23 protein-coding genes are annotated in these 18,586 nt (G+C 75.0%); 7 read left to right on the top strand and 16 right to left on the bottom strand.

Annotation, left to right across the window (positions count from 1 at the left end):
• Nucleotides 1–233: 233 nt before the first annotated feature.
• The 5 genes from J2S66_RS05915 to J2S66_RS05895 all read right to left on the bottom strand — a co-directional run bounded on the left by J2S66_RS05915 (nucleotide 234) and on the right by J2S66_RS05895 (nucleotide 2,723).
• A complete protein-coding gene (locus J2S66_RS05915) occupies nucleotides 234–602 on the bottom strand; it encodes a phosphotransferase-like protein (RefSeq protein WP_310304725.1) in 369 nt (122 codons plus the stop codon).
• A 53-nt stretch (nucleotides 603–655) separates the two neighbouring features.
• Nucleotides 656–835: a phosphotransferase-like protein gene (locus tag J2S66_RS05910; protein WP_310304723.1), complete on the bottom strand. Its 180-nt coding sequence runs from the start codon at nucleotides 833–835 to the stop codon at nucleotides 656–658.
• A 13-nt stretch (nucleotides 836–848) separates the two neighbouring features.
• Nucleotides 849–1,559, bottom strand: coding sequence for a DUF2267 domain-containing protein (locus tag J2S66_RS05905; RefSeq protein ID WP_310304721.1), 711 nt, complete (start codon nucleotides 1,557–1,559; stop codon nucleotides 849–851).
• Between the two features lie 346 nt (nucleotides 1,560–1,905).
• Nucleotides 1,906–2,172: a hypothetical protein gene (locus J2S66_RS05900; protein WP_310304719.1), complete on the bottom strand. Its 267-nt coding sequence runs from the start codon at nucleotides 2,170–2,172 to the stop codon at nucleotides 1,906–1,908.
• A 29-nt stretch (nucleotides 2,173–2,201) separates the two neighbouring features.
• Entirely contained in the window at nucleotides 2,202–2,723 is a 522-nt protein-coding gene (locus J2S66_RS05895) for a hypothetical protein (RefSeq protein WP_310304717.1), read from the bottom strand.
• Nucleotides 2,724–2,860: 137 nt separating this feature from the next.
• On the opposite strand from J2S66_RS05895, the gene J2S66_RS05890 reads away from it, so the two are divergent.
• On the top strand, nucleotides 2,861–4,012 hold the full coding sequence (locus J2S66_RS05890; protein ID WP_310304715.1) for a carboxylate-amine ligase: 1,152 nt from the start codon (nucleotides 2,861–2,863) through the stop codon (nucleotides 4,010–4,012).
• On the opposite strand, the gene J2S66_RS05885 is transcribed toward J2S66_RS05890, so the two are convergent.
• Nucleotides 3,979–4,857: a class I SAM-dependent methyltransferase gene (locus tag J2S66_RS05885; protein WP_310304713.1), complete on the bottom strand. Its 879-nt coding sequence runs from the start codon at nucleotides 4,855–4,857 to the stop codon at nucleotides 3,979–3,981. The genes J2S66_RS05890 and J2S66_RS05885 overlap by 34 nt on opposite strands.
• A gap of 103 nt (nucleotides 4,858–4,960) precedes the next feature.
• Here J2S66_RS05885 and J2S66_RS05880 point away from each other — a divergent pair, with 103 nt between their 5' ends.
• A complete protein-coding gene (locus J2S66_RS05880; RefSeq protein WP_310304711.1) occupies nucleotides 4,961–6,253 on the top strand; it encodes a cation:proton antiporter in 1,293 nt (430 codons plus the stop codon).
• A 25-nt stretch (nucleotides 6,254–6,278) separates the two neighbouring features.
• Here the strand turns inward: J2S66_RS05880 and J2S66_RS05875 are convergent, their stop codons facing one another.
• The 4 genes from J2S66_RS05875 to J2S66_RS05860 all read right to left on the bottom strand — a co-directional run bounded on the left by J2S66_RS05875 (nucleotide 6,279) and on the right by J2S66_RS05860 (nucleotide 8,854).
• A complete protein-coding gene (locus J2S66_RS05875; protein WP_310304709.1) occupies nucleotides 6,279–7,199 on the bottom strand; it encodes a MerR family transcriptional regulator in 921 nt (306 codons plus the stop codon).
• 75 nt (nucleotides 7,200–7,274) lie between these two features.
• Nucleotides 7,275–7,562, bottom strand: coding sequence for a WhiB family transcriptional regulator (locus J2S66_RS05870; protein WP_306746261.1), 288 nt, complete (start codon nucleotides 7,560–7,562; stop codon nucleotides 7,275–7,277).
• A 135-nt stretch (nucleotides 7,563–7,697) separates the two neighbouring features.
• Nucleotides 7,698–8,576 (bottom strand): homocysteine S-methyltransferase, encoded by an 879-nt coding sequence (mmuM, locus tag J2S66_RS05865; protein ID WP_310314679.1) that lies wholly within the window; start codon nucleotides 8,574–8,576, stop codon nucleotides 7,698–7,700.
• A gap of 68 nt (nucleotides 8,577–8,644) precedes the next feature.
• Complete coding sequence (locus tag J2S66_RS05860) at nucleotides 8,645–8,854, bottom strand: Rv3202a family protein (protein WP_306746262.1); 210 nt, start codon at nucleotides 8,852–8,854, stop codon at nucleotides 8,645–8,647.
• A gap of 189 nt (nucleotides 8,855–9,043) precedes the next feature.
• Between J2S66_RS05860 and J2S66_RS05855 the strand changes: the two genes are divergently transcribed.
• The gene (locus tag J2S66_RS05855) at nucleotides 9,044–9,373 is read left to right on the top strand and encodes a DUF8129 domain-containing protein (RefSeq protein WP_310304707.1); all 330 of its coding nucleotides are present in this window, start codon (nucleotides 9,044–9,046) and stop codon (nucleotides 9,371–9,373) included.
• A gap of 38 nt (nucleotides 9,374–9,411) precedes the next feature.
• Nucleotides 9,412–9,918: a DUF1360 domain-containing protein gene (locus J2S66_RS05850; RefSeq protein WP_310304705.1), complete on the top strand. Its 507-nt coding sequence runs from the start codon at nucleotides 9,412–9,414 to the stop codon at nucleotides 9,916–9,918.
• 140 nt (nucleotides 9,919–10,058) lie between these two features.
• Here J2S66_RS05850 and J2S66_RS05845 read toward each other — a convergent pair whose 3' ends face one another.
• From J2S66_RS05845 to J2S66_RS05830, 4 genes are all read right to left on the bottom strand, one after another.
• A complete protein-coding gene (locus J2S66_RS05845) occupies nucleotides 10,059–10,214 on the bottom strand; it encodes a hypothetical protein (protein ID WP_310304703.1) in 156 nt (51 codons plus the stop codon).
• 162 nt (nucleotides 10,215–10,376) lie between these two features.
• Nucleotides 10,377–11,489 carry a magnesium and cobalt transport protein CorA gene (locus J2S66_RS05840; protein ID WP_310304702.1) on the bottom strand — a complete coding sequence of 371 codons (1,113 nt, stop codon included), beginning with the start codon at nucleotides 11,487–11,489 and terminating at the stop codon, nucleotides 10,377–10,379.
• Complete coding sequence (locus J2S66_RS05835) at nucleotides 11,486–12,694, bottom strand: ATP-grasp domain-containing protein (protein WP_310304700.1); 1,209 nt, start codon at nucleotides 12,692–12,694, stop codon at nucleotides 11,486–11,488. The genes J2S66_RS05840 and J2S66_RS05835 overlap by 4 nt, the downstream gene beginning before the upstream one ends.
• 84 nt (nucleotides 12,695–12,778) lie before the next feature.
• The gene (locus J2S66_RS05830) at nucleotides 12,779–13,051 is read right to left on the bottom strand and encodes a GlsB/YeaQ/YmgE family stress response membrane protein (protein WP_306746268.1); all 273 of its coding nucleotides are present in this window, start codon (nucleotides 13,049–13,051) and stop codon (nucleotides 12,779–12,781) included.
• A 589-nt stretch (nucleotides 13,052–13,640) separates the two neighbouring features.
• Here J2S66_RS05830 and J2S66_RS05825 point away from each other — a divergent pair.
• Entirely contained in the window at nucleotides 13,641–13,946 is a 306-nt protein-coding gene (locus J2S66_RS05825; RefSeq protein WP_310304696.1) for a GNAT family N-acetyltransferase, read from the top strand.
• Between the two features lie 58 nt (nucleotides 13,947–14,004).
• Here the strand turns inward: J2S66_RS05825 and J2S66_RS05820 are convergent, their stop codons facing one another.
• Entirely contained in the window at nucleotides 14,005–15,969 is a 1,965-nt protein-coding gene (locus tag J2S66_RS05820; RefSeq protein ID WP_310304694.1) for an endo-1,4-beta-xylanase, read from the bottom strand.
• 301 nt (nucleotides 15,970–16,270) lie between these two features.
• Between J2S66_RS05820 and J2S66_RS05815 the strand changes: the two genes are divergently transcribed.
• Both J2S66_RS05815 and J2S66_RS05810 read left to right on the top strand, forming a co-directional pair.
• Nucleotides 16,271–17,245: a sigma-70 family RNA polymerase sigma factor gene (locus J2S66_RS05815; protein WP_310304691.1), complete on the top strand. Its 975-nt coding sequence runs from the start codon at nucleotides 16,271–16,273 to the stop codon at nucleotides 17,243–17,245.
• Nucleotides 17,246–17,387: 142 nt separating this feature from the next.
• On the top strand, nucleotides 17,388–17,900 hold the full coding sequence (locus tag J2S66_RS05810; RefSeq protein ID WP_310304689.1) for a DUF5994 family protein: 513 nt from the start codon (nucleotides 17,388–17,390) through the stop codon (nucleotides 17,898–17,900).
• A gap of 51 nt (nucleotides 17,901–17,951) precedes the next feature.
• On the opposite strand, the gene J2S66_RS05805 is transcribed toward J2S66_RS05810, so the two are convergent.
• Entirely contained in the window at nucleotides 17,952–18,455 is a 504-nt protein-coding gene (locus J2S66_RS05805) for a DUF5994 family protein (protein ID WP_310304687.1), read from the bottom strand.
• Between the last annotated feature and the right edge of the window lie 131 nt (nucleotides 18,456–18,586).

Genomic DNA, 18,586 nt, shown 5'->3' with positions numbered 1-18,586 from the left:
GTCGGGTCGAAGCGGCCCCACCGCCGCCGGGGTCGGCAGCGGTGGCGGTGGCGAGGGAGCGGGTGGTGCGGTGCGCGGGCACGACAGCGGGAAGGCGTGCGGCCTGCGGGCCCGTGCCCGACGCCTGCCGCGACCGGCCCGCCTCCCCTCCCCCACCGCAGGCTACTGCCGCCGGGGACGCGCCTGAAGACCGCCGGCGGAGCAGTCACCGCCGCCGGTCGGGTGCCCGGGCGTCACGGGAGCACTCGGCCCCGTGCGCGCAGCACGACCCCGGCCAACTCGGCGGGCGTCCCCGACGCGGTGTCGACCTCCAGGTCGTACGGGACGCCCTCGTGGACGGTCGGCAGGTGACCCCGGGCCAGGCCGACGACGGCGTGGTCGCGGGCCCGTTCGCGCTGCTCCGCCACCGCCAATGGGCAGGTGACGCGCACGAAGAGGACGTCGAGACCCGTCAACGCGGTCGTCCAGTCCCGGATCAGGCCCGGGGTCAGCAGCATCTCGTCCATTACGAGGTCGTCACCGCCCCGGGCGAACGCGGCCGCCGCCGCGCAGGCGGAGCGCAGCACCCGGCGGCCGACCTCGCCGCAGCGGATCACCACCACCGGGCGGCCTTCGGCGTCGCGACCGGTGCGGTCGTACCGGAAGCCGTCGCGGCTCAGCGGGCCGTCGCGCCCGCCGCCCCAGTTCGAGGGACGGCGGCGAACAGGGTGTCGACGCCCCAGTGCACGAACGGCGTGGCGCTCGTGTCCTGGATCGCCCGCGCGAGGGTCGTCTTGCCCGCGCTGGAGGTCCCGTTGAGGAAGATCACCCGGCCGGGGCGTTCGGCGTCGCGCACCGCACCAGGTCGGTCAGCCGGACGACCCCACCCGGTCGATCTCCTCGTCGATGCGCCGGGCCATCTCCACGTCGTCCGCGGTGACCGCGCCGACCGCGTTGGTGAACAGGGTGAACGTCACGGTGTCGCCCTGTCGGCCGGTGCCGACGTGCCTGCCCTGGTCGGTCGCGATGGCCTTGATCCGCTTGCACAGCGCGGGGATGCGGTCGGCGGGCAGCTCGACAGCGCGCCGCAAGCACCGGCGGTTGCCGTTCCAGCCGGGCAGGTCGCGCAGCGCGGTGGCCACCTGCTCGTCGGTGAGCACCGCCGGCCGGCCCGCCCCGGCCGACCCGGGCAGGTCGGGCGCGCTGGCCGGTGGCGTGAACAGCTCCACGAACTCCTCCGGCAGGCGCTCGCGCAGCAGGGCCGCGGCGTCCGGCACGGACGCGGACAGCGCCGACAGCACCGCCTGGGTCAGGTACCGGCCGCGCTCGGGCGTCGCCCCGACGCGGCGGCCGACCTCGGCGGCGGCGGAGGCCGGGTCCGGCACGACGGTCGGGGCGGGCTCGGCGGCGGCGCCCGCGACGATGGGCGGCAACGACTCGGCCAACCGCACGCGCTCGTCGTCGGACAGGCAGTGCGACAGCGTGCCGATGGTGGCGGTGATCGCGGCTCGGGCCTCCTCCGCGCCGGGCAGCGCGGCCTTGGCGCGCACGCCGGCCACGAGCTCCTCGTAGCCGCTCATGACCGACCCCTCCCCGGAACGGGCCTGGCCGCCGCGTCGTCCGCCCGTGGCGGTCCGGCGCGGAAGTGGGCGGTGGTCGTCACGTTCATGGGTGCTCCTGGGGGGCCGAGGCGGTCTGCCGGCGTGGTCCGCCCCGCAGCCGGGATCGTCGTCGTCTCGTTCGACGTCGCGTTCGTCGTCCTGGTCTCCGGCTACCCGGTGGGGTACCGGGAAAACGGTCCGCTCCCCCTTCGGGTGACCGTGGGCTCCGGGTGACCGCGGGCGGACGCGTGCGGGACGTGACCGGGGCGTGGGACCCGTTCCACCAGGCGTGACGCGGCGGAGCGCGTCCCACCGCCCCGACCGCTCAGCGCTCCCCCGGCGGGCTCACCGTGCCCTCCTCCCGCGCGGACTCGCCCGGCAGGCCCTCGTCCCCGTCGACGCGGTGGCGGCGCCCCGAGTGGGGGTGGCCGCTGCTGGTCGCCGGGTCGTCGGCGTCCGCGCCGGGGTCCGGGTCGCCCAGGTCCGGGCTGCCGGGGTGGCGGTCGGCGTCGCCGCCCGGCGGCACCGGCATGCGGACGTGGCGGGTGCCGTCGCCCCCGTCGGTCGTCACGGGGTTCTCCTCATCGGTCACGGGGTCCTCCTGTCGATCGGGTCGGGTTCTCAGCGGGACGGCGGCAGCGGGCCGACGTCGGACCGGCGACCGGGGCGCAGGCCGGCGTGCCGCTGCCCCGGCCCCGGCCCGCCGCGTGCGGCGAGGGCGTCGGCCACCAGACCGGTGGCGAACGCGTAGACGGACTTGTGCAGCAGGTCCACCACCAGTTCACGACGCGGCCAGGTCTGCGGCGGCGCGCCCACGCCGGTGGCGTTCTCCAGGATCTGGTCGTTGCTCAACCGCACCGCGGCGAACAGGGCCGAGGCCACCGGCCCGCGCATCCCCGCGTTCGCCATCAGCGACCGCACGACGCCGGCCAGCGCGCCCTGCCCGTAGTGCATGGCCAGGTTCACCGCCCGCGGCTGCGGGCCCGGCCTCTCCCGGATGCGCAGCAGCCGCTCCAGGACCCGGGCGGGCACGTACGAGTCGGGTCGCCCGGTGACCCGCTGCTCCAGCTTCTCCCCCACCGTCATCACGGCCGCGCCGACCGCTCCCGACACCAGCCCTTGCCACACCGCGCGTTTGACCATGGTCCCCGGCTACCCCAGCGGCGGCGACCTACCCGGATTCCCGTCCGCGCCAAGGCTTGTCCACACGGGACGGTGTTTGGCCTGCGGCGTGGCAGGGCATTTCGACTGTCAACCCCGTCGGAGCGCAGGAGGTCGCCGTGGACGTCCCGCAGTCGACCCCGAGCATGGGGGTCGAGGAGGAGTTCCTGCTGGTGGACCCCCGGACCGGGCAGCCGGCGCCGCTGGGCGCGGAGGTCGTGGCGGCGGCCGGGCGGCGGTTCGGGGTCGAACTGGACGTGGAGCTGGCCCGCGCGCAGGTGGAGACCAAGACGTCGATCTGCCACACCCTGGCCGACGTGGGCAGGCAGCTGCGCGGGATGCGCCTGGTGGCCGCCGACGCCGCCCGCGGGCTGGGCTGCACGCTGCTCGCCACCGGTGTGCCGCCGGTGGGCGGCCCGGAGGTGGCGACCGCCGGCGGCGACCGGTACCGCCACCTCGCCGAGGACTACCGGTTGCTGGCGCGCGAGCAGTCCATCTGCGGCTGCCACGTGCACGTCGCCGTCCCCGACCCGGAGACCGCCGTGCAGGTGTGCAACCACCTGCGGCCGTGGCTGCCCGTGCTGGGCGCGGTGACCGCGAACTCGCCGCTGGCGCGCGGGCGGGACACCGGGTACGCGAGCTGGCGCACGGTCGTCTGGTCACGGTGGCCCGCCGCCGGTCCGCCGCCCTACTTCGAGTCGGCGGAGCACTACGAGTCCGTGTGCGAGCTGCTGGTGGACTCGGGGGCCGCGCACGACCGGGGGATGGTCTACTGGGACGTCCGCCCCTCCTCGCACCTGCCGACGGTGGAGGTCCGGGTCGCCGACGTCGCGGCCACCGCCGACGAGGCGGTGCTGCTGGCGGGCCTGGTGCGGGCCCTCGTCACCGCCGCGCTGGCCGACGTCCACCGGGGCCTCCCGGGGCCGCGCGTGCCGACCGAGCTGCTGCGCGTCGCCTCCTGGCGCGCCGCCCGGGACGGGCTCACCGGGCTGTGCCTGGACGTGCCGTCCGAACGCCTGGTCCCGACGCGCCTCGTGCTGGACCGCCTCCTGCACCGCGTGCGCGACCACCTCGACGGCGACGACCTCGCCCTGGTCCGCGACCTGCTCGCCCGGGTCGACCTGCACGGCACGGGTGCGGCCAGGCAGCGCCGCGCCCACGCGCGCGCGGGCCGGTTGTCCGACGTGCTGGACCAGGTGGCGGCCGACACCGTGGCGGGCACCGAGACGTGGGCCGGTCAGGCGGGCTTGTCCAGCACCAGGGCCGAGTAGCGGCACGCGGCGGCGAACGGCACGTGCGCGCGGACGCTGTCGGAGACCCGCCGCCAGTCGTCCTCGGTCAGCTCGCGCAGCCCCGGCCAGCGCAGGCACACCGCGCGCCGCCCGGCGGCGGTGGCGGCCAACCGCAGCGCGGGCTCGGCCAGGCGCAGCGGCAGGCCCAGGACGTGGCGGGTCCAGTCGTGCGCCGCGCGGACGGTGAACCCGGCCTCCCGCGCGCGGACCGGGTAGCGCCCCACGGGCTCGACCTCGGTGAACGACCAGGTGGTGCGGACCACGCGGCGCGGGTCCACCAGGTCGATGGTGCCCGGGTCCGGGTCGCGCCAGGTGAGGTCGACGAGCACCAGCCGCCCGCCCGGTCGCAGCACCCGGGAGCACTCCGCCAGGAACGCCCGCCTCCCCTCGGGGCCGAGGTGGAAGGCGGCCTCCAGGCAGTGGACGCGGTCGACGGAGCCGTCGGCCACCGGCAGGGCGGTCACGTCGGCCACCTCGAAGCGGGTGTTCGGCGCGTCGCCGAACCGCCGCCGCGCCTGCGCGACCTGCTCCGGCTGGACGTCCACGCCCAGGGCGTCGCAGCCCGCGCGGCCCAGCAGCGCGGTCGACAGCCCGCGCCCGCAGCACGCGTCGAGCACGCGGTGGCCGGGTCGGGCGTCCAGCAGGGACAGCGAGCGGCGCAGCAGCCTGCGCTGGAACGGTCCCAGCCCGCCGAGCAGCAGCGGCAGGGTCGGCGCGGTGAACCAGCCGATGTTCACCAGGTCGCCCCAGCCCACGTGCCGCAGCGCGTGGAAGAGGGGGTTGTGGTCGTTGTAGGAGTCCGCGATGGGTCGGTCCTCGGACACGGCGCGCTCCCTCCTGATCACGACACCCTAACGGCACCACGGGGTTTCAGCAGGTCGTCGGCGGGCAATCCGGTGCCGGTCACCGCCAGGAAGGGGCCGTTTCGTGGAGCCAGGACCGGTCCTCTACGCGGGAGCCGGCGTGGCCACGCTGGCGGCGGCGCTGCTGCCGAGGCTGCTGGCCCGCGCACCGGTGTCGATGCCGATGGTGTTCCTGGCCGCGGGCGCGCTGGCGTTCGGCGTGATCGGGCCGCTGCCCGACCCCGACCCGGTGGAGCACGGCGGGATCGCGACGCACCTGACCGAGCTGTGCGTGATCGTGTCGTTGATGGGCGCGGGCCTGGCGCTCAACCGGCCGGTCGGTCGGCGGCGGTGGGGCACGACGTGGCGGCTGCTGGGCATCACGATGCCGCTGTCGATGCTCGCGGTGGGCACGCTCGGCTGGGCCGTGCTCGGCTTGGGCGCGGCGGCGTCGGTGCTGCTCGGCGCCGCGCTCGCGCCGACCGACCCGGTGCTGGCGAACGAGGTGCAGGTCGCCGAGCCCGCGGAGCACCCGGAGGCCGACGAGGACGAGGCGCGGTTCGCGCTGACCTCGGAGGCCGGGTTGAACGACGGCCTGGCGTTCCCGTTCACCTACGCGGCGGTGGCGATCAGCCTGGTCGGCGTCGCACCCGGCGAGTGGTTGCCGCACTGGCTGGCGGTGGACGTGCTGTGGCGGTTGGCGGCGGGCGTGGGCATCGGCGCGCTGGTCGGGTGGCTGCTGGGCAAGCTGTTCTTCGCCGCGCCGAGGCAGGACTTCCGGCTGGCCGAGCACGCCGAGGGGTTCGTGGCGCTGGCCGCGACGTTCCTGGCGTACGGGGTGACGGAGCTGGCCGAGGGCTACGGCTTCATCGCGGTGTTCGTCTGCGCGTGCGTGATCCGGTCCGCCGAGCGGCGGTCGGACTACCACCACGTGCTGCACGAGTACGTCGAGCAGGTCGAGCGGATGCTGACCGTGGCGGTGGTGTTCCTGCTGGGCGGCGCGGTGGCGACCGGCCTGTTGGCGGGCATCACCTGGGGCGAGGTGCTCGTGGCGGCGGTCGCGCTGTTCGTGGTGCGCCCGGTGGCCGGGTTGCTGGGCCTGCTGGGCGGCGGCACCGGGCCGCGCGAGCGGACGGTCATCGCGGTGTTCGGCGTGCGCGGGGTCGGTTCCCTCTTCTACATCGCCTACGCCGTGCAGGAGGGCGGGTTCGTCGAGGTCGACGCCCTGTGGCGGGTGGCGGCCCTGGTCGTGGTGGGCTCGATCGTCGTGCACGGCGTGTCCGCGACCCCGGTGATGGCGATGCTCGACCGGGTCCGGGAGCGCACCGCGCGGAAGCGCCACGGCGATCCCGACCAGGCGTCCCGCACGCACGTGTGACGGGCGCACGTGCGACGGGGCGGGGTCAGCGGCCGGTGGCCTCCAGCACGACCCGGACGGCGTCCTCGACCGACGTGGGCCGGACGACGCCGGGCGGCGTGGTCACCGCGCCCCACCCCGCTCCCCCGACGGTGACGACCGCGTCGAACCGGTCCACCAGCTCGTCCAACGGCACCTGCCGGGCGATGTCCTCGCGGTGGGCCCAGACCACGACCGAGGCGGGCCGCAGCTTGTCCACCGCGTCCAGCAGGGCCAGCGCGGGCAGGCGGGCGCCGAGGTTGCGCCACGTGGCACCGCGTTCGGACAGCGCCGCGCCCAGCGCCTCCAGGGGCAGCACGTGCTGCTCGTCGGGCGCGCAGGAGAGCAGCGCGGCCAACCTGCCCCGCTCGTCCGGGAACGGCACGCCGCGCAGGGCGTGCAGGATCGCGGCGCTGGCCAGGTGCTCGGCCTCGACGCCACGACCCCGTGCGGCGGCGCGGCGGCCCAGTTCGACCAGGACGGGGGTGAAGACGTGCTGCCAGGCCTCGACGACGCCGTGGCGGGTGATGAGGTCGACCGCCGCGGCGCGCATCAGCGGTTCGTCGAGGCGGTGGGCGGCGCGCAGGAAACCACGCCGTGCCGGCTTGGCGTCCGCCGCGCCGATCCCGGGTCCACCGTCACCGGGCTCCGCGGCCCCGGGTGGGGGTTCGGGTGGTGGGGGGTCGCCCAGCGCGGTCGCCGCCGCGGCGGCGGGCGCCAGCCCCTTCGCGATCCCGGCCACCACGCGGCGCAGCCGTTCGAGGTCCTCGGTCGTGTAGCGGCGGTGGTTGCCGCTGGTGCGCGAGGAGGGACCGAGGCCGTAGCGGCGGTCCCAGGTGCGCAGGGTCGTCGGTGAGACGCCCAGCATCCGGGCCACCGCGCCCGGCGTCCACGCGGTGCCCGGCACCGCACCGCCCTGCCCGTCCATCACCCTCCGACCACGACACCAGCACGACGACCGGTCGGCGTCCCCGCTGGACGGGCCGGTGTTCCGGCGGACCTGTCAGGCCCGCCGGTGCCTGCGGGCGATGATCGTGCGCAGCTCGCTCTCGCCGAGCCCGCCCCAGATGCCGTAGGTCTCCTCGACGGCCAGGGCGTGCTCGCGGCACTGCCGCATCACCGGGCACCGGTTGCACACCTCCTTGGCACGCGCCTCGCGGGTCTCCCGCGCCTGCCCGCGCTCGTTGGGGGTGTGGAAGAACAGGGCGCTGTCCATGCCGCGGCACAGGCCCTTCAGCTGCCAGTCCCAGGAATCCGCGACGGGTCGGGGGAGGCGCGACAACTCGGGCATGCGACCACGTCCTTCGAGGGTCCGGCGTGACGGTCCAGCGTGACGTGACCCAGGCTAGATTCGATTCAAAAGCGTTGCAACACGACGCGCGGAGACGTGCTTCACCCCGTGGAGTGGTTTAGGACCCGTCGGGCGCTAGTGGGGCGTCGGTCGCAGGTGGTCGGCCAGCGCGGCGATGTCGGCGGGGCCGGTGCGGCAGCACCCGCCGACCAGGCGCGCACCGGCCTCGACCCAGCGCCGCGCCGACCCCGCCCCGGCGGTCGGGCCGCCGGACCACGAACGGGCCCGCGCGTCCCAGCGCTCGCCGCTGTTCGGGTACACCACGGCGGACTTGCCGGCGGCGCGCGCGGCGACCACCGCCGCCTCCACGTCACCCGGGTCGCAGCAGTTCACGCCCACCGCGATCACCTCGGGCACGGACGCGGCGTCGGCGAACACCGCCTCCAGCGGCTGGCCGGCGCAGGTGGACGTGCCGCGCGCGCTGCACGACAGCCACACGGGCACCCCCGAGCCCGCGACGACCTCCAGCACCGCCTCGACCTCCTGCCGGTCCGGGATGGTCTCCACCGCCAGCACGTCGACCCCGGCCTCGGTCAGCACCTCGATCCGCGGCCGGTGGAACTCGACCAGCCGGCGCGTGCTCAGCCCGTAGCGGCCCCGGTACTCGGAGCCGTCGGCGAGCACCGCGCCGTACGGGCCGACCGAGGCCGCCACCCACCGGGGCCCGTCGACGCCGGCCACCGCCTCGCGCGCCAGCCGCACGCTGCGCCGCAGCAGCCCCGCGGTCTCGACGTGCGTCAGGCCGCGCCGGGCGAACCCCTCGAACGACACCTGGTAGCCGGCCGTGATCACGACCTGCGCGCCGGCGTCGAGGAACGCGGTGTGCGCGGCGCGGACGGCGTCCGGGGCCTCCAGCAGCAGCCGGGCGGTCCACAGCTCGTCCGACAGGTCGTGCCCGGCCGCCTCCAGCGCGGTGGACAGCCCTCCGTCGAGCAGCACGACGCCGTCCGCCATCGCCCTGCCCAGCCCCACGGGCGCCCCCTCCACCGACGTGCCGCCGCGCCGCGCGGTCATCCCGGCACTCAGAACTCGTCGTCCTCGGTCAGGGGCACCACCCGGTGCTGGTCGGCCACGTCGGCCGGGTCGGCGTCGACGTCGGTCGCGGTGGCCGGCTCGGGTCGCTCCGGCCTGCCCACGGACGCCTCCTCGTCGTCGGCGACCTCGATCTCGGCGTACGGGTCGACCGGGCGCTCCTGGTCGGCCACGTCGTTCCAGGCCTTCTCCTCGCTCATGGTGACGCTCCTCCGCGTTCTGGTCGGACGTGCACTCGTACCCGCAAGGGGGTGCGATGGGACGGCCCCGTTCAAACCCGCCCGGGCCGGTCGCCCACCGGGTGTGCGGCACCGCACGGTCGCGGCGCCCGGTCGGGGAGACCGCCGCCGGGGTCGTTTGCCCGGCGATCGGCCGGGTAGCCGCCGGGCATGAGCCACGAACTCCCCATCCCGGACTACGACCAGTTGTCCCTGGGCGACCTGCGGCACCGCGTGCGCTCCCTGGCGCGTGACGAGCTGGCCGCCGTGCTGGAGCACGAGCGCGCGCACGGGAACCGGACACCGGTGACCGAGGTGCTCACCGCGAGGCTGGCCCAGCTGGACGACGGCGCCGAGCCGTCCGGCGGCGACCCGGCCAACACGCCGGGCGCCGCGTCCACCCCGCGCACACCGCCGGTGTCCCCGGCGCACTCGCCCGACGACAACACGCCGCTGCGCCACGGGGTCGCGGGTCAGACCCCGGCGCGAGGCCGTCCCTGAACGCGTTTCACCTACCCGATCGGGGCAACTCCAGCGCCATGTCGATCTCAGCCACCCTGCGCCGCGTGCAGACCGAGTACGCGGCGGGCCAGGACCGCCCCCTCAAGGGCTACCTGGCCGCGATGAGCACCTTCGCCGGCGCCGTCGGGCTCGCCACCGCCGTGGGCCGCCACCTCGGTGTGCGCCTGCCCGAGCGGTTCGCGCTCGGTGACGTCGCACTCGTCTCCGTGGCCACCTACAAGGCGAGCCGCCTGGCCACCAAGGGCTCCGTGACCAGTGCGTTGCGCGCCCCGTTCACCCGCTACGAGGAACCGGCGGGCAACGCCGAGGTCAACGAGTCCGTGCGCGGCGACGGCGTGCGCCACGCCGTGGGCGAACTGGTGACGTGCCCGTTCTGCTCGGGCGTCTGGATCGCCGGGGCCCTGGTGGGCGGGCTGGTGTTCGCGCCCCGGGCGACCCGCCTGGTGGCCACCGCGCTGACCGCGATCGCGGCGTCGGACGTGCTGCACATCGCCGTGCACCGGCTGGACAGCACGTCCGACTGACCACATCCCACTCGGCCACACCCGACTCGGCCACATCCGAACCGGCCGCGGACCGGCCCCCCGGTGACGCGCCGCGGGCCGCGGGTGACGGGTCTCCCCGTCCTCCGCGGCCCGCCGGGCGCCGGCTGTCCGTGGTAGAGCTAGAAGAGCACGATGAGCAGCAGAAGGACCACGACCGCCGCGACGGCGATCGCCACGATGGGCAACCCGGCGGGCTTGCGGTAGTGCCGGCGGACGGTGGTCGTGCGGAACCAGCTGTTCGGGGCACGTCGACGGTGTCGTTCCACCCAGGGCATGTCGGCTCCCGTTCTCTGCGTCCGTGCGCGCGGTGTGCGCTGTTGACCTGGACATACCCAATCGGGGCGAGAAAGACACCTTCGGGTGAAACCGTGATATACGGGGGCAAAGTCCTCTGAGGACCGCACCGGTCGTCCCGAGCACCGGTCCTCCCCGCACCGTTACCCGACGCCGAGCACCACGGCCGCCAGCCAGGTCAGCAGGAACAGCATCACCCAGAACGTCGGGCGCGCGAGCGGCGCGGGGCGGCTCGGGGCGTCGTAGAGCCAGTGGTAGCGCTTGAACAGGCGGTAGAGCACCGCGCACGCGCCGAGGACGGCGGCCAGCACCAGCGGGTAGCCGTAGGTCCAGCGCAGTTCCGGCATGCGGTCGAAGTTCATGCCGTACGCGCCGAACACCATCGTCGGCACGGCGATGATCGCGGCCCACGCGGAGATCTTGCGCATGTCGTTGTTCTGCCGCAGCGACACCTTCGCCAGGGTCGCGTCGACCAGCGTGGTCAGCAGTTCCTCGAACCCGGTGACGCGCTCGGCGACCCGCGTGTGGTGGTCCTCCACGTCGCGGAAGTAGGTGCGGTCCGCCTCGGGCACGAACGGCGCGCACGTCCCGTCGCTGAGCGACCGCAGCGGTCCGACCAGCGGCATGATCGCGCGCCGCAGCTCCAGCAGCTCCCGCTTGACCAGGTACACCTGCTCGACGCCGAGGGCGTCGCGGGGCGCGAACACCGCGGTCTCCAGGAAGTCGAGGTCGCCCTGGAACGCCTCGACGACGTCGAGGTAGCCGTCCACGACCCGGTCCGCGACGGCGTGCAGGACGGTGGCCGGGCCGAGCAGGCGCTCCGGTTCCCGCTCCAACTGCTCGCGGACGTCGTGCGGGCCGGAGTGGCGGCCGTGGCGGACGGTGACGACGTAGTCCCGGCCGAGGAACACCATGATCTCGCCCGACTCGACGATCTCGTTGGCCGTGGTCGGCGACTCGTGCTCGACGTACCGGACGGTCTTGAGGACCACGAACAGGTGCTCGGGGTAGCGCTCCAGCTTGGGCCGCTGGTGGGCGTGCACGGCGTCCTCGACGGCCAGCTCGTGCAGGCCGAGCGCGTCGGCGACGTCGCGGATGTCGTCGTCGCCGGGTTCGAACAGGCCGATCCAGGCGAACCCGCCGCCGCGGGTGCGGACCTCGGCGATGGCGGCGGCCGGGGTGTGGTCGCCGGGCTGCCGGACGCCGTCGACGTAGACCCCGCAGGCCACCACGGGGTTGCGCGGCGGTGCGGTCATGCCCCCGGATCTTGCCGCACCGGCTCCCCCGGGGAGGTCGGGGGCCGGGGTCGGAGCGCCCGCAGGCCGCGGTCGAGCCCGGCGAGCACCGCGGTCGGCGTGGTCAGGTCCAGGGGCAGGCCCGCGATCCACCTCCGGACCTCGTCGGCGTGGTCGGGGTCCACGGCCACGACAGCCCGGTAGAAGCCGGTGAGGTCCGGCGTCGGGTTGGTGGGACCGGCGACGAACGCGTGCAGCTCCGCGCCGGGCGGGGGCGGCGGCAGGACGACGCCGTTGGGGACCGGCAGCTCGACCGCCGCGCGGTGCGCCTCCGGGGTGGGCAGCGGGCGGCCCAGGACCGCGTCCACATGCACGGCGTGCGGGTCCGCGCCGGTGGCCAACCAGCTCAGGTTCGACACGCCGCCGAAGCGGGCGTTCAGCTCGAACACGACCAGCGAGCCGTCCCCGGTCACCGCGAGGTCCAGCTGCCACGGGCCGTGCGGGCGGCCGAACGCGACGACGTCGGCGACGAGGGCGGCCAGGGCGTCCTCCGCCGGGAAGTCGACGGGCGACGCGCGGACGCGGCCACCGGGGGCGCAGTCCGGGTCCAGGGCGCCCAGGGAGGCGACCGGCCACGTCGTGGTGCCGTCCGGGGTGGTGAGCAGCTCGACCGCGTACTCCTCGCCCGTCACGGCTTCCTGTGCGAGCACCGGGTACCGCAGGTGGGCCGACAGCACGGCCAGGTCGTGACGATCCGTCACGAAGTGCCTGCCCGCGTACGACTCGCTGCGCGCCTCCTTCACCACTGTCGGCAACCGGAGCGGCGTCGCGAGCAGGTCCGCCGGGGTCTCGCAGACCACGCCGCGCGGGACGGGCCAGCCGCGTTCGACGGCGGTGCGGTGGAAGGCGACCTTGTCCGTGGCCAGGTCGGCGAACACCGGCGGGTGGACGGGCAGGCCGGGGCCGCGCAACCGCGAGTAGACGGGGAGGTGCTGCTCCTGGCCGGGCGACCGGACGTTCGGCACCGCGAGGTCGGGCGACCAGTGGCGCAGCAGGGCGGCCAGGGCGTCGTCGGTGGGCTCGGCCGGCAGCCGGCCGACGCGCACGTCGTCGCCGAACCACGGACCGAGGTCGGGTCCGCCGAGCACCACCACCTCGGCGCCGGCGGCGCGCAGCGGCGCGATCAGCCTCTCGGCGCGGTACTCACCCAGCAGCACGACCCTCATGGCGCCACCGTAGCCGCGAGGTGCGCGCACGACGGTGCGGCGCCCCGTAGCGGGGCGCCGCACCGTCAGGTCCGGTTAGGACGGTCAGTGGTGAGCGCGGCGACCGCGGCTCGTCACGACGTGGTAGATGCCGAGGACGATCAGCGCACCGAGGATCGCCAGCAGCCACGTGCTCAGGTCGAAGAAGCTGCCGAGCCCGGTACCGAAGATCGCCTGCCCGACGAAACCGCCGATGATGGCCCCCACGACGCCGATGACCATGGTGATGACGATGCCGCCCGGGTCACGACCCGGCATGACCGCCTTGGCGATGGCGCCCGCGATGAGACCCAGCACGATCCAGCCCAGAATGCCCATGAACCTCTTCCTTCCCTTCCGCCGGCCGGCTGGCGGATGCCGCCGGCTCATGTCGAGGGGTGGATGCCCGATCCCGTCGCCGGCCACACCCGTCACGCGCTGTGAACGTTCCGGGTTCACGATTCAGACACGGAGCGTTTGCGGACCGGGCACGGGCGATTCGCCCGATCCGCCGCCGATCGCCCGTCCGGTCCTCTGTGGAGGTCCGTCCGGTGTCGCCTCCCCCGGACCTCCACCGGGTAGTCGACGTGTTCGACGTGTCCGACGAGGGAGGGGTTGCCGTGGCGGAGCGGAACAAACTGCCGTTGGCACTGGTGGTGGGGGTCGAACCGGTGGCGGGGGGTGCTCTTCGACGCCGCCCAGGTGTGGGCGCGCGGGAACTGGTGGTTCGGCCTGGCGACGGGTGTTCCGTTCGGCGTCGCCGCGGTCCTCCTCGCCCGGCGCGCGAGGGCCGCGCAACCCGCTCCCCGACGCCACCCGCACGGCGGGTCGGGACCACCTCGGCGGAACACCCGGGCGGTGATCTGCGGCGATACCGGACCACCCCGACTTGTAGGGTTGCGGTTCCCGGTCGAGGAGAGGAACCCGCATGGCCATCGAGGTGCACGACGTGCCCGACGAGAAGCACTTCGCCGCCGTGGTGGACGGGGTGGTCGCCGGGAAGGCGGTCTACATCCGCACGCCCGAGCTGATCGTGTTCACGCACACCGAGGTCTTCCCCGCGTTCGAGGGCCGCGGCGTGGGCAGCGCCCTGGCGCGGACCGGGCTGGACCAGGCCCGCGAGTGGGGGCTGCCGGTGCTGCCGCTGTGCCCGTTCATCTCGGGGTGGATCGGGCGGCACCGCGAGTACGTGGACGTCGTCTACAGCGCGCCCAGGACCACCGCCGTCGACTGAGGCCCCGCACCGCCGCCCGCCCGCCCGCCCGCCGGGCGGGCGGGCGGGCGGGGTCGGGTCAGGCGGGCCGGCAGACCACGCCGTTCAGGCTGAACGTGGCGGGCTTGGTGTTGCGGCCGGTCCACGAACCGAGGAAGCCGAGGGTCGTCGAGCCGCCCGAGGGGATCGCGCCGTTCCACGACTCGTTGCGCACGCTGACGTTCGCGCCGTCCTGGGTGTGCCTGCCGCCCCACAGCTGGGTGATGCGCTGCCCGTCGGGGAACGACCAGGTCAGCGTCCACGCAGTGGTGGCCGCGCCCCGGTTGACGATGCGCACCGAGCCCTGGAAGCCGCCCTGCCACTGGCCCACCAGGTCGTAGTTGATCACGCACACCGGCGGGGGCGGCGCGTCGGTCGTGGTGGTCGTGGTCGTGGTGGTCGTGGTGGGGCCGCCGCCGATCCGGTCGGGGTCCACCACGCCCCAGTAGGCGTCCTTGGCCTGCAACCGCGTGTCGAACAGCAGCGGGTGGTCCTTGCGGGTCACCGGGAACGCGTCCAGCCACGTGTTGTCGTCGGCCAGGCCCCACAGGGTGACCGAGCTGATCGACGCCGAGTGCCGCTTGTAGACCTCGAACAGGTCCCGGTAGCGGTACGCCTGGGTGCGCAGGACGTCGGCCGGCGGCGTCGGGTAGGACTGGCTGCTGTCCGTGTAGATCGAGACGTCCATCTCGGTGATCTGCTGGTCCACGCCGAGCGGGGTGAACTTCGCGATCATCGCCTCGGTCTCGGCGACCGAGGGCCACTGCACGTTGACGTGCATCTGGTGGCCGACCGCGTCGACCGGCACGCCCTCCGCGCGCAGCAGCGCGACCAGGTCGTGCAGCTTGTCCCGCTTCGCCGGCACGTTGGTGTTGTAGTCGTTGATCACCAGCTCGGCGGTGGGCGCGACCTCGCGCGCCACCCGGAACGCGGTGCGGACGTAGTCCAGGCCGGCGATCTCGAACCACCGGCTGCGGCGCAGGCCGTCGGCCTGGTTCTCGTCGACTACCTCGTTCACCACGTCCCAGACCGGGATGTCGTCGCCGTAGTGGCCCACCACGCCCCGGATGTGCGCCTCCAGCCGGGCCAGCAGCAGGGCCTTGTTCTCCGGGGTGGCGGTCATCTCCGCACCGGAGGCGTCCTGGAACACCCACGCCGGGGTCTGCTGGTGCCACACGAGCGTGTGCCCGCGCACGGCCGCGCCGTTGGCCTTCGCCCAGGCGACGAGGGTGTCGGCGTCGCCGAAGCGGAAGGCGCCCTCGGTGGGCTCGGTGGCGTCCCACTTGAGCTGGTTGCCCGGGGTGATCGAGTTGAAGTGCCTGGCCAGCAACTGCCCGTGGTTGCCCAGCACCTGCGCGGGCTCGACGGCCGCGCCCACGGTGAAGTGGTCGGCCAGCACGTCCTTGACCGCCGGGATGTCGGTCTGGACCGGCGGCAGCGGGGTGTGGGACAGCGTGAAGTCGTCGACGTGGAACGCGGCCGTGGCGCTGGTCGTCTCCACGTACGCGGTCAGGAACTCGACGTCGGCGGCGAGGGTGTAGGAGCCGGTGAGGTTGACCCAGCCGTCGGCGGTGACGTCCGTGGCGCCCACGACCTGGTCGTACGACGGCGTGCCGCCGGTCCGGCGCTCGACGGACAGCCTCGCCCGGGTGGCCGCCTCGCCCGCCGCGAGCCGCACCCACACCGACAGCTCGTAGCGGGTGCCCTTGTCCACGACGTCGAGCAGGTCGAGCAGGGCCCCCTCCCAGTCGGCGGTCCGCCCGGTGACGGCGAGGCCGTGCGCGCCGCCGTGCGCGGCGGCCGTGCTCGCGGCCACCGCCGCTCCCCCGCGCGGCGCCCAGCCCTGGGTCGTGCCGTCCTCGAAGGTGCTCGACACCACGACCACCGGGTCGTCGGCCGGCGAGATCACGGGTCGGGGCGCCGTCGAGGCACCCGCGTGCGCCACCACCACGAGCCCGCCCGCCAAGGAGGCGGTCGCGAGCAGTCCGGCGAGAACTCTCCTCATCGAGGGTCCCTCATTCCACTACGCGTCTGGGAGCGCTCCCAGACCACTCTGACCGGACTATAGGGACCACGCGTCCACGCCGCCCAGCCGCCGTTCAGCGCAACCCGGGCGTCCGCGCTCGGCCGGTCGCCCAAGCGGCGGCGGGACGGCCGTCCGGGTGTCGTCGCCCATCCCCGCCGACCGCCCCGAACGGCGTACGGTGGGGTGGTCGGGGCGACGCACACGTCCCGCGTCGACCGCGGACACCGATCACCACACACCTCCCCGTGCCGGCCAGGCGGGCCGATCCGAGGAGAAGGTCATGTCGACCACCGGAGCACCACGCCGCACGGCGTCACCGCGCGAGTGGGACCAGGACGCCGACCTGGTGGGCCACTACCTGCGCGAGGTCAGCGCCACGCCGCTGCTCACCGCCGAGGAGGAGGTCCGGCTCTCCCGCCGGATCGAGGCGGGCGTGTACGCCGCCGAGCTGCTGCGCGCCGCGCGGGAGGGCGAGCTCCCGCCGCCGAGCCCCGAGCGCCGTCGCGGGCTGGACGCCGTCGAGCGGGACGGCCGCCTGGCCGAGGACCACATGATCCGCGCCAACCTGCGCCTGGTCGTCTCGGTGGCCAAGAAGCACGCGCACCGCGGCCTGCCGTTCCTCGACGTGGTCCAGGAGGGCAACCTCGGCCTGATGCGAGCCGTGCACAAGTTCGACCACACCAAGGGGTTCAAGTTCTCCACGTACGCGATCTGGTGGATCAGGCAGGGCATCGAGCGCGGGGTGGCGGAGCAGACCCGCACCGTCCGGCTGCCCGTGCACGTGTTCGAGGAGATGGCGAAGCTGCGCAAGGTCGAGCGCGCGCTGGAGCGGCAGCTGGACCGCGACCCCACCCCCGAGGAGGTGGCCCGCGCGTCGGGCACGTCGTTGGCCCGGGTGCTCGAACTGCGCGCGGCGGCACGCGCCGCGATCAGCCTGGAGGCGCCGATCGGCGACGACGGCGGCAGCTCGGTGGCCGACCTGATCGAGGACACCGCGGCCGTGCGCGCCCAGGACGTGCTGGAGCAGCGGGGCGTGGTCGCCGAGCTCGGCGCCCTGGTGCGGACCCTGCCCGCCCGGCAGGCGTTGATCATCTCGTTGCGCTACGGCCTGGTCGACGGCCGGGCGCGCACGCTGCGCGAGGTCGCCGACCGGATCGGCCTGACCCGCGAGCGCATCCGCCAGCTGGAGAAGCAGTCCCTCGCCCTGCTGCGCTCCCCGGAGCGCAGCGGCGCCCTGCTGGCCTGGACGGCGTGACGGCCGCTCGTGCCCGCCCCGCCGCGAGGTCACCGCGTAGGCTGGCGGCACCGGGAGAACCTCGTGCGCGGGCGGTCCGGGCCGGCGCCGTCCCCGGTGCACGACTCGCCCGGTCGCCCAGACCGGAGACGGGAGCACCGGCATGACGTCGGACCCGCCCCGCACCAGCACCCCCCACTCCCCGCCGCGCCTGCGCCTCAAGCCCCTGGCGCCGCCGACCGGTCACGTCGACGGCGGCTGGTGGCCCAGGACGCGCGACCTGGCCGCCGAGCTGCCCGGGCTCGTCGACGCGATCGGCGACCGGCTCGGCCCGGTGAGCACCGTGGTGTACGCCGTCGCCTTCTGGGGCTCGGTGCCGCAGGAGGTGGACCTGGGCGGGCGCACCGCGTCGCTCAAGGGGTTCGCCGCGCTGGACACCGACGTCGTCCAGGTCTCCGGGGTCGACGGGCGGCGGATCGACCTGCTGGTGATCTCCCCCGACACCCAGGACGAGGCCGCCGAGCGCGCGATGTCCCTGGCCGCCCTGCCGAACGACACCCACCTGCCGGCGGGCATCCTGGCCGCCGCCGGCGTCGCGACCACCCCCGCGCCGGCGACGGCGACCGGGCCCCGGTCCACCCGCGGGACGCACCTGGGCGGTCACCGCTCCCAGTAGTCCGCTCCCAGTGGTCCGCACCCGGCAGGCGGGGCGCGAGGCGGCCGGGGATCACCCCGTGCCGAGCACCGCGCGCCGACGGGCCGCGCCGCCTTCCGCGTCCCACCGCTCGTCCGGTCCGGCGTCGAACTTCGGCGTCCGCGGCACCCCGGTGGGGTACACCGGGTTCCGGCCCGCCACCAACCCGTTGCCCGCCATGATCTCCTCGACGGTGGCCGTCGGACCCGACGTCGCCGTCGACCGCAGCACGGCGCGCGCCACGCCGCCGGTCGTGCCGGGCGGGACCACGAGCAGGCGCACGCGCGAGTAGTCGGACCTGATGAGCGTCACGGTGTCGGGCTGGGTGGCGTGGAAGCCCTCCATCCGCACCACCGCGCCGCCGACGTCCAGCCTGCGCTCCGCGCGCTCCCAGGTGCCGAGGTGGTAGGAGGCGCGGCGGATCGGGCCGTCACCGCCGAGCGCCGCCACCAACGCGGGGAACTCGGCCGCCGGTTCGGTCGACCGGGGCCACCAGGCGCCGTCGAGGAGCCCGCCGCGCGCGCTGCCGGGTTTCATCGCCAGTCGCGGTCGGTGCTCCGCGCGGGCATCGGGTGTGGTGCGAAGCCGGTCCGAGATCATCTCGGCGCTCCCGCCTCCGCCCGGACCTGCCGGACGGGCTTCCTGGTGCGCCCAAGGCGGCTCCGACT

The sequence above is a fragment of the Saccharothrix longispora genome (assembly GCF_031455225.1).
GTDB lineage: Bacteria > Actinomycetota > Actinomycetes > Mycobacteriales > Pseudonocardiaceae > Actinosynnema > Actinosynnema longispora.
This window is presented reverse-complemented; position numbering and strand designations above follow the sequence as displayed.

Bases quoted from the DNA above. Each gene is read 5' to 3' on its own strand.
- mmuM (WP_310314679.1), bottom strand. From the start codon at position 8,576: ATGGCGGACGGCGTCGTGCTGCTCGACGGAGGGCTGTCCACCGCGCTG.
- J2S66_RS05870 (WP_306746261.1), bottom strand. From the start codon at position 7,562: ATGCCCGAGTTGTCGCGCCTCCCCCGACCCGTCGCGGATTCCTGGGAC.
- J2S66_RS05830 (WP_306746268.1), bottom strand. From the start codon at position 13,051: ATGGGCATTCTGGGCTGGATCGTGCTGGGTCTCATCGCGGGCGCCATC.
- J2S66_RS05860 (WP_306746262.1), bottom strand. From the start codon at position 8,854: ATGAGCGAGGAGAAGGCCTGGAACGACGTGGCCGACCAGGAGCGCCCG.
- J2S66_RS05875 (WP_310304709.1), bottom strand. From the start codon at position 7,199: ATGGACGGGCAGGGCGGTGCGGTGCCGGGCACCGCGTGGACGCCGGGC.
- J2S66_RS05805 (WP_310304687.1), bottom strand. From the start codon at position 18,455: ATGAAACCCGGCAGCGCGCGCGGCGGGCTCCTCGACGGCGCCTGGTGG.
- J2S66_RS05825 (WP_310304696.1), top strand. From the start codon at position 13,641: ATGGCCATCGAGGTGCACGACGTGCCCGACGAGAAGCACTTCGCCGCC.
- J2S66_RS05855 (WP_310304707.1), top strand. From the start codon at position 9,044: ATGAGCCACGAACTCCCCATCCCGGACTACGACCAGTTGTCCCTGGGC.
- J2S66_RS05815 (WP_310304691.1), top strand. From the start codon at position 16,271: ATGTCGACCACCGGAGCACCACGCCGCACGGCGTCACCGCGCGAGTGG.
- J2S66_RS05840 (WP_310304702.1), bottom strand. From the start codon at position 11,489: ATGACCGCACCGCCGCGCAACCCCGTGGTGGCCTGCGGGGTCTACGTC.
- J2S66_RS05810 (WP_310304689.1), top strand. From the start codon at position 17,388: ATGACGTCGGACCCGCCCCGCACCAGCACCCCCCACTCCCCGCCGCGC.
- J2S66_RS05835 (WP_310304700.1), bottom strand. From the start codon at position 12,694: ATGAGGGTCGTGCTGCTGGGTGAGTACCGCGCCGAGAGGCTGATCGCG.
- J2S66_RS05905 (WP_310304721.1), bottom strand. From the start codon at position 1,559: ATGAGCGGCTACGAGGAGCTCGTGGCCGGCGTGCGCGCCAAGGCCGCG.
- J2S66_RS05845 (WP_310304703.1), bottom strand. From the start codon at position 10,214: ATGCCCTGGGTGGAACGACACCGTCGACGTGCCCCGAACAGCTGGTTC.
- J2S66_RS05820 (WP_310304694.1), bottom strand. From the start codon at position 15,969: ATGAGGAGAGTTCTCGCCGGACTGCTCGCGACCGCCTCCTTGGCGGGC.
- J2S66_RS05895 (WP_310304717.1), bottom strand. From the start codon at position 2,723: ATGGTCAAACGCGCGGTGTGGCAAGGGCTGGTGTCGGGAGCGGTCGGC.
- J2S66_RS05850 (WP_310304705.1), top strand. From the start codon at position 9,412: ATGTCGATCTCAGCCACCCTGCGCCGCGTGCAGACCGAGTACGCGGCG.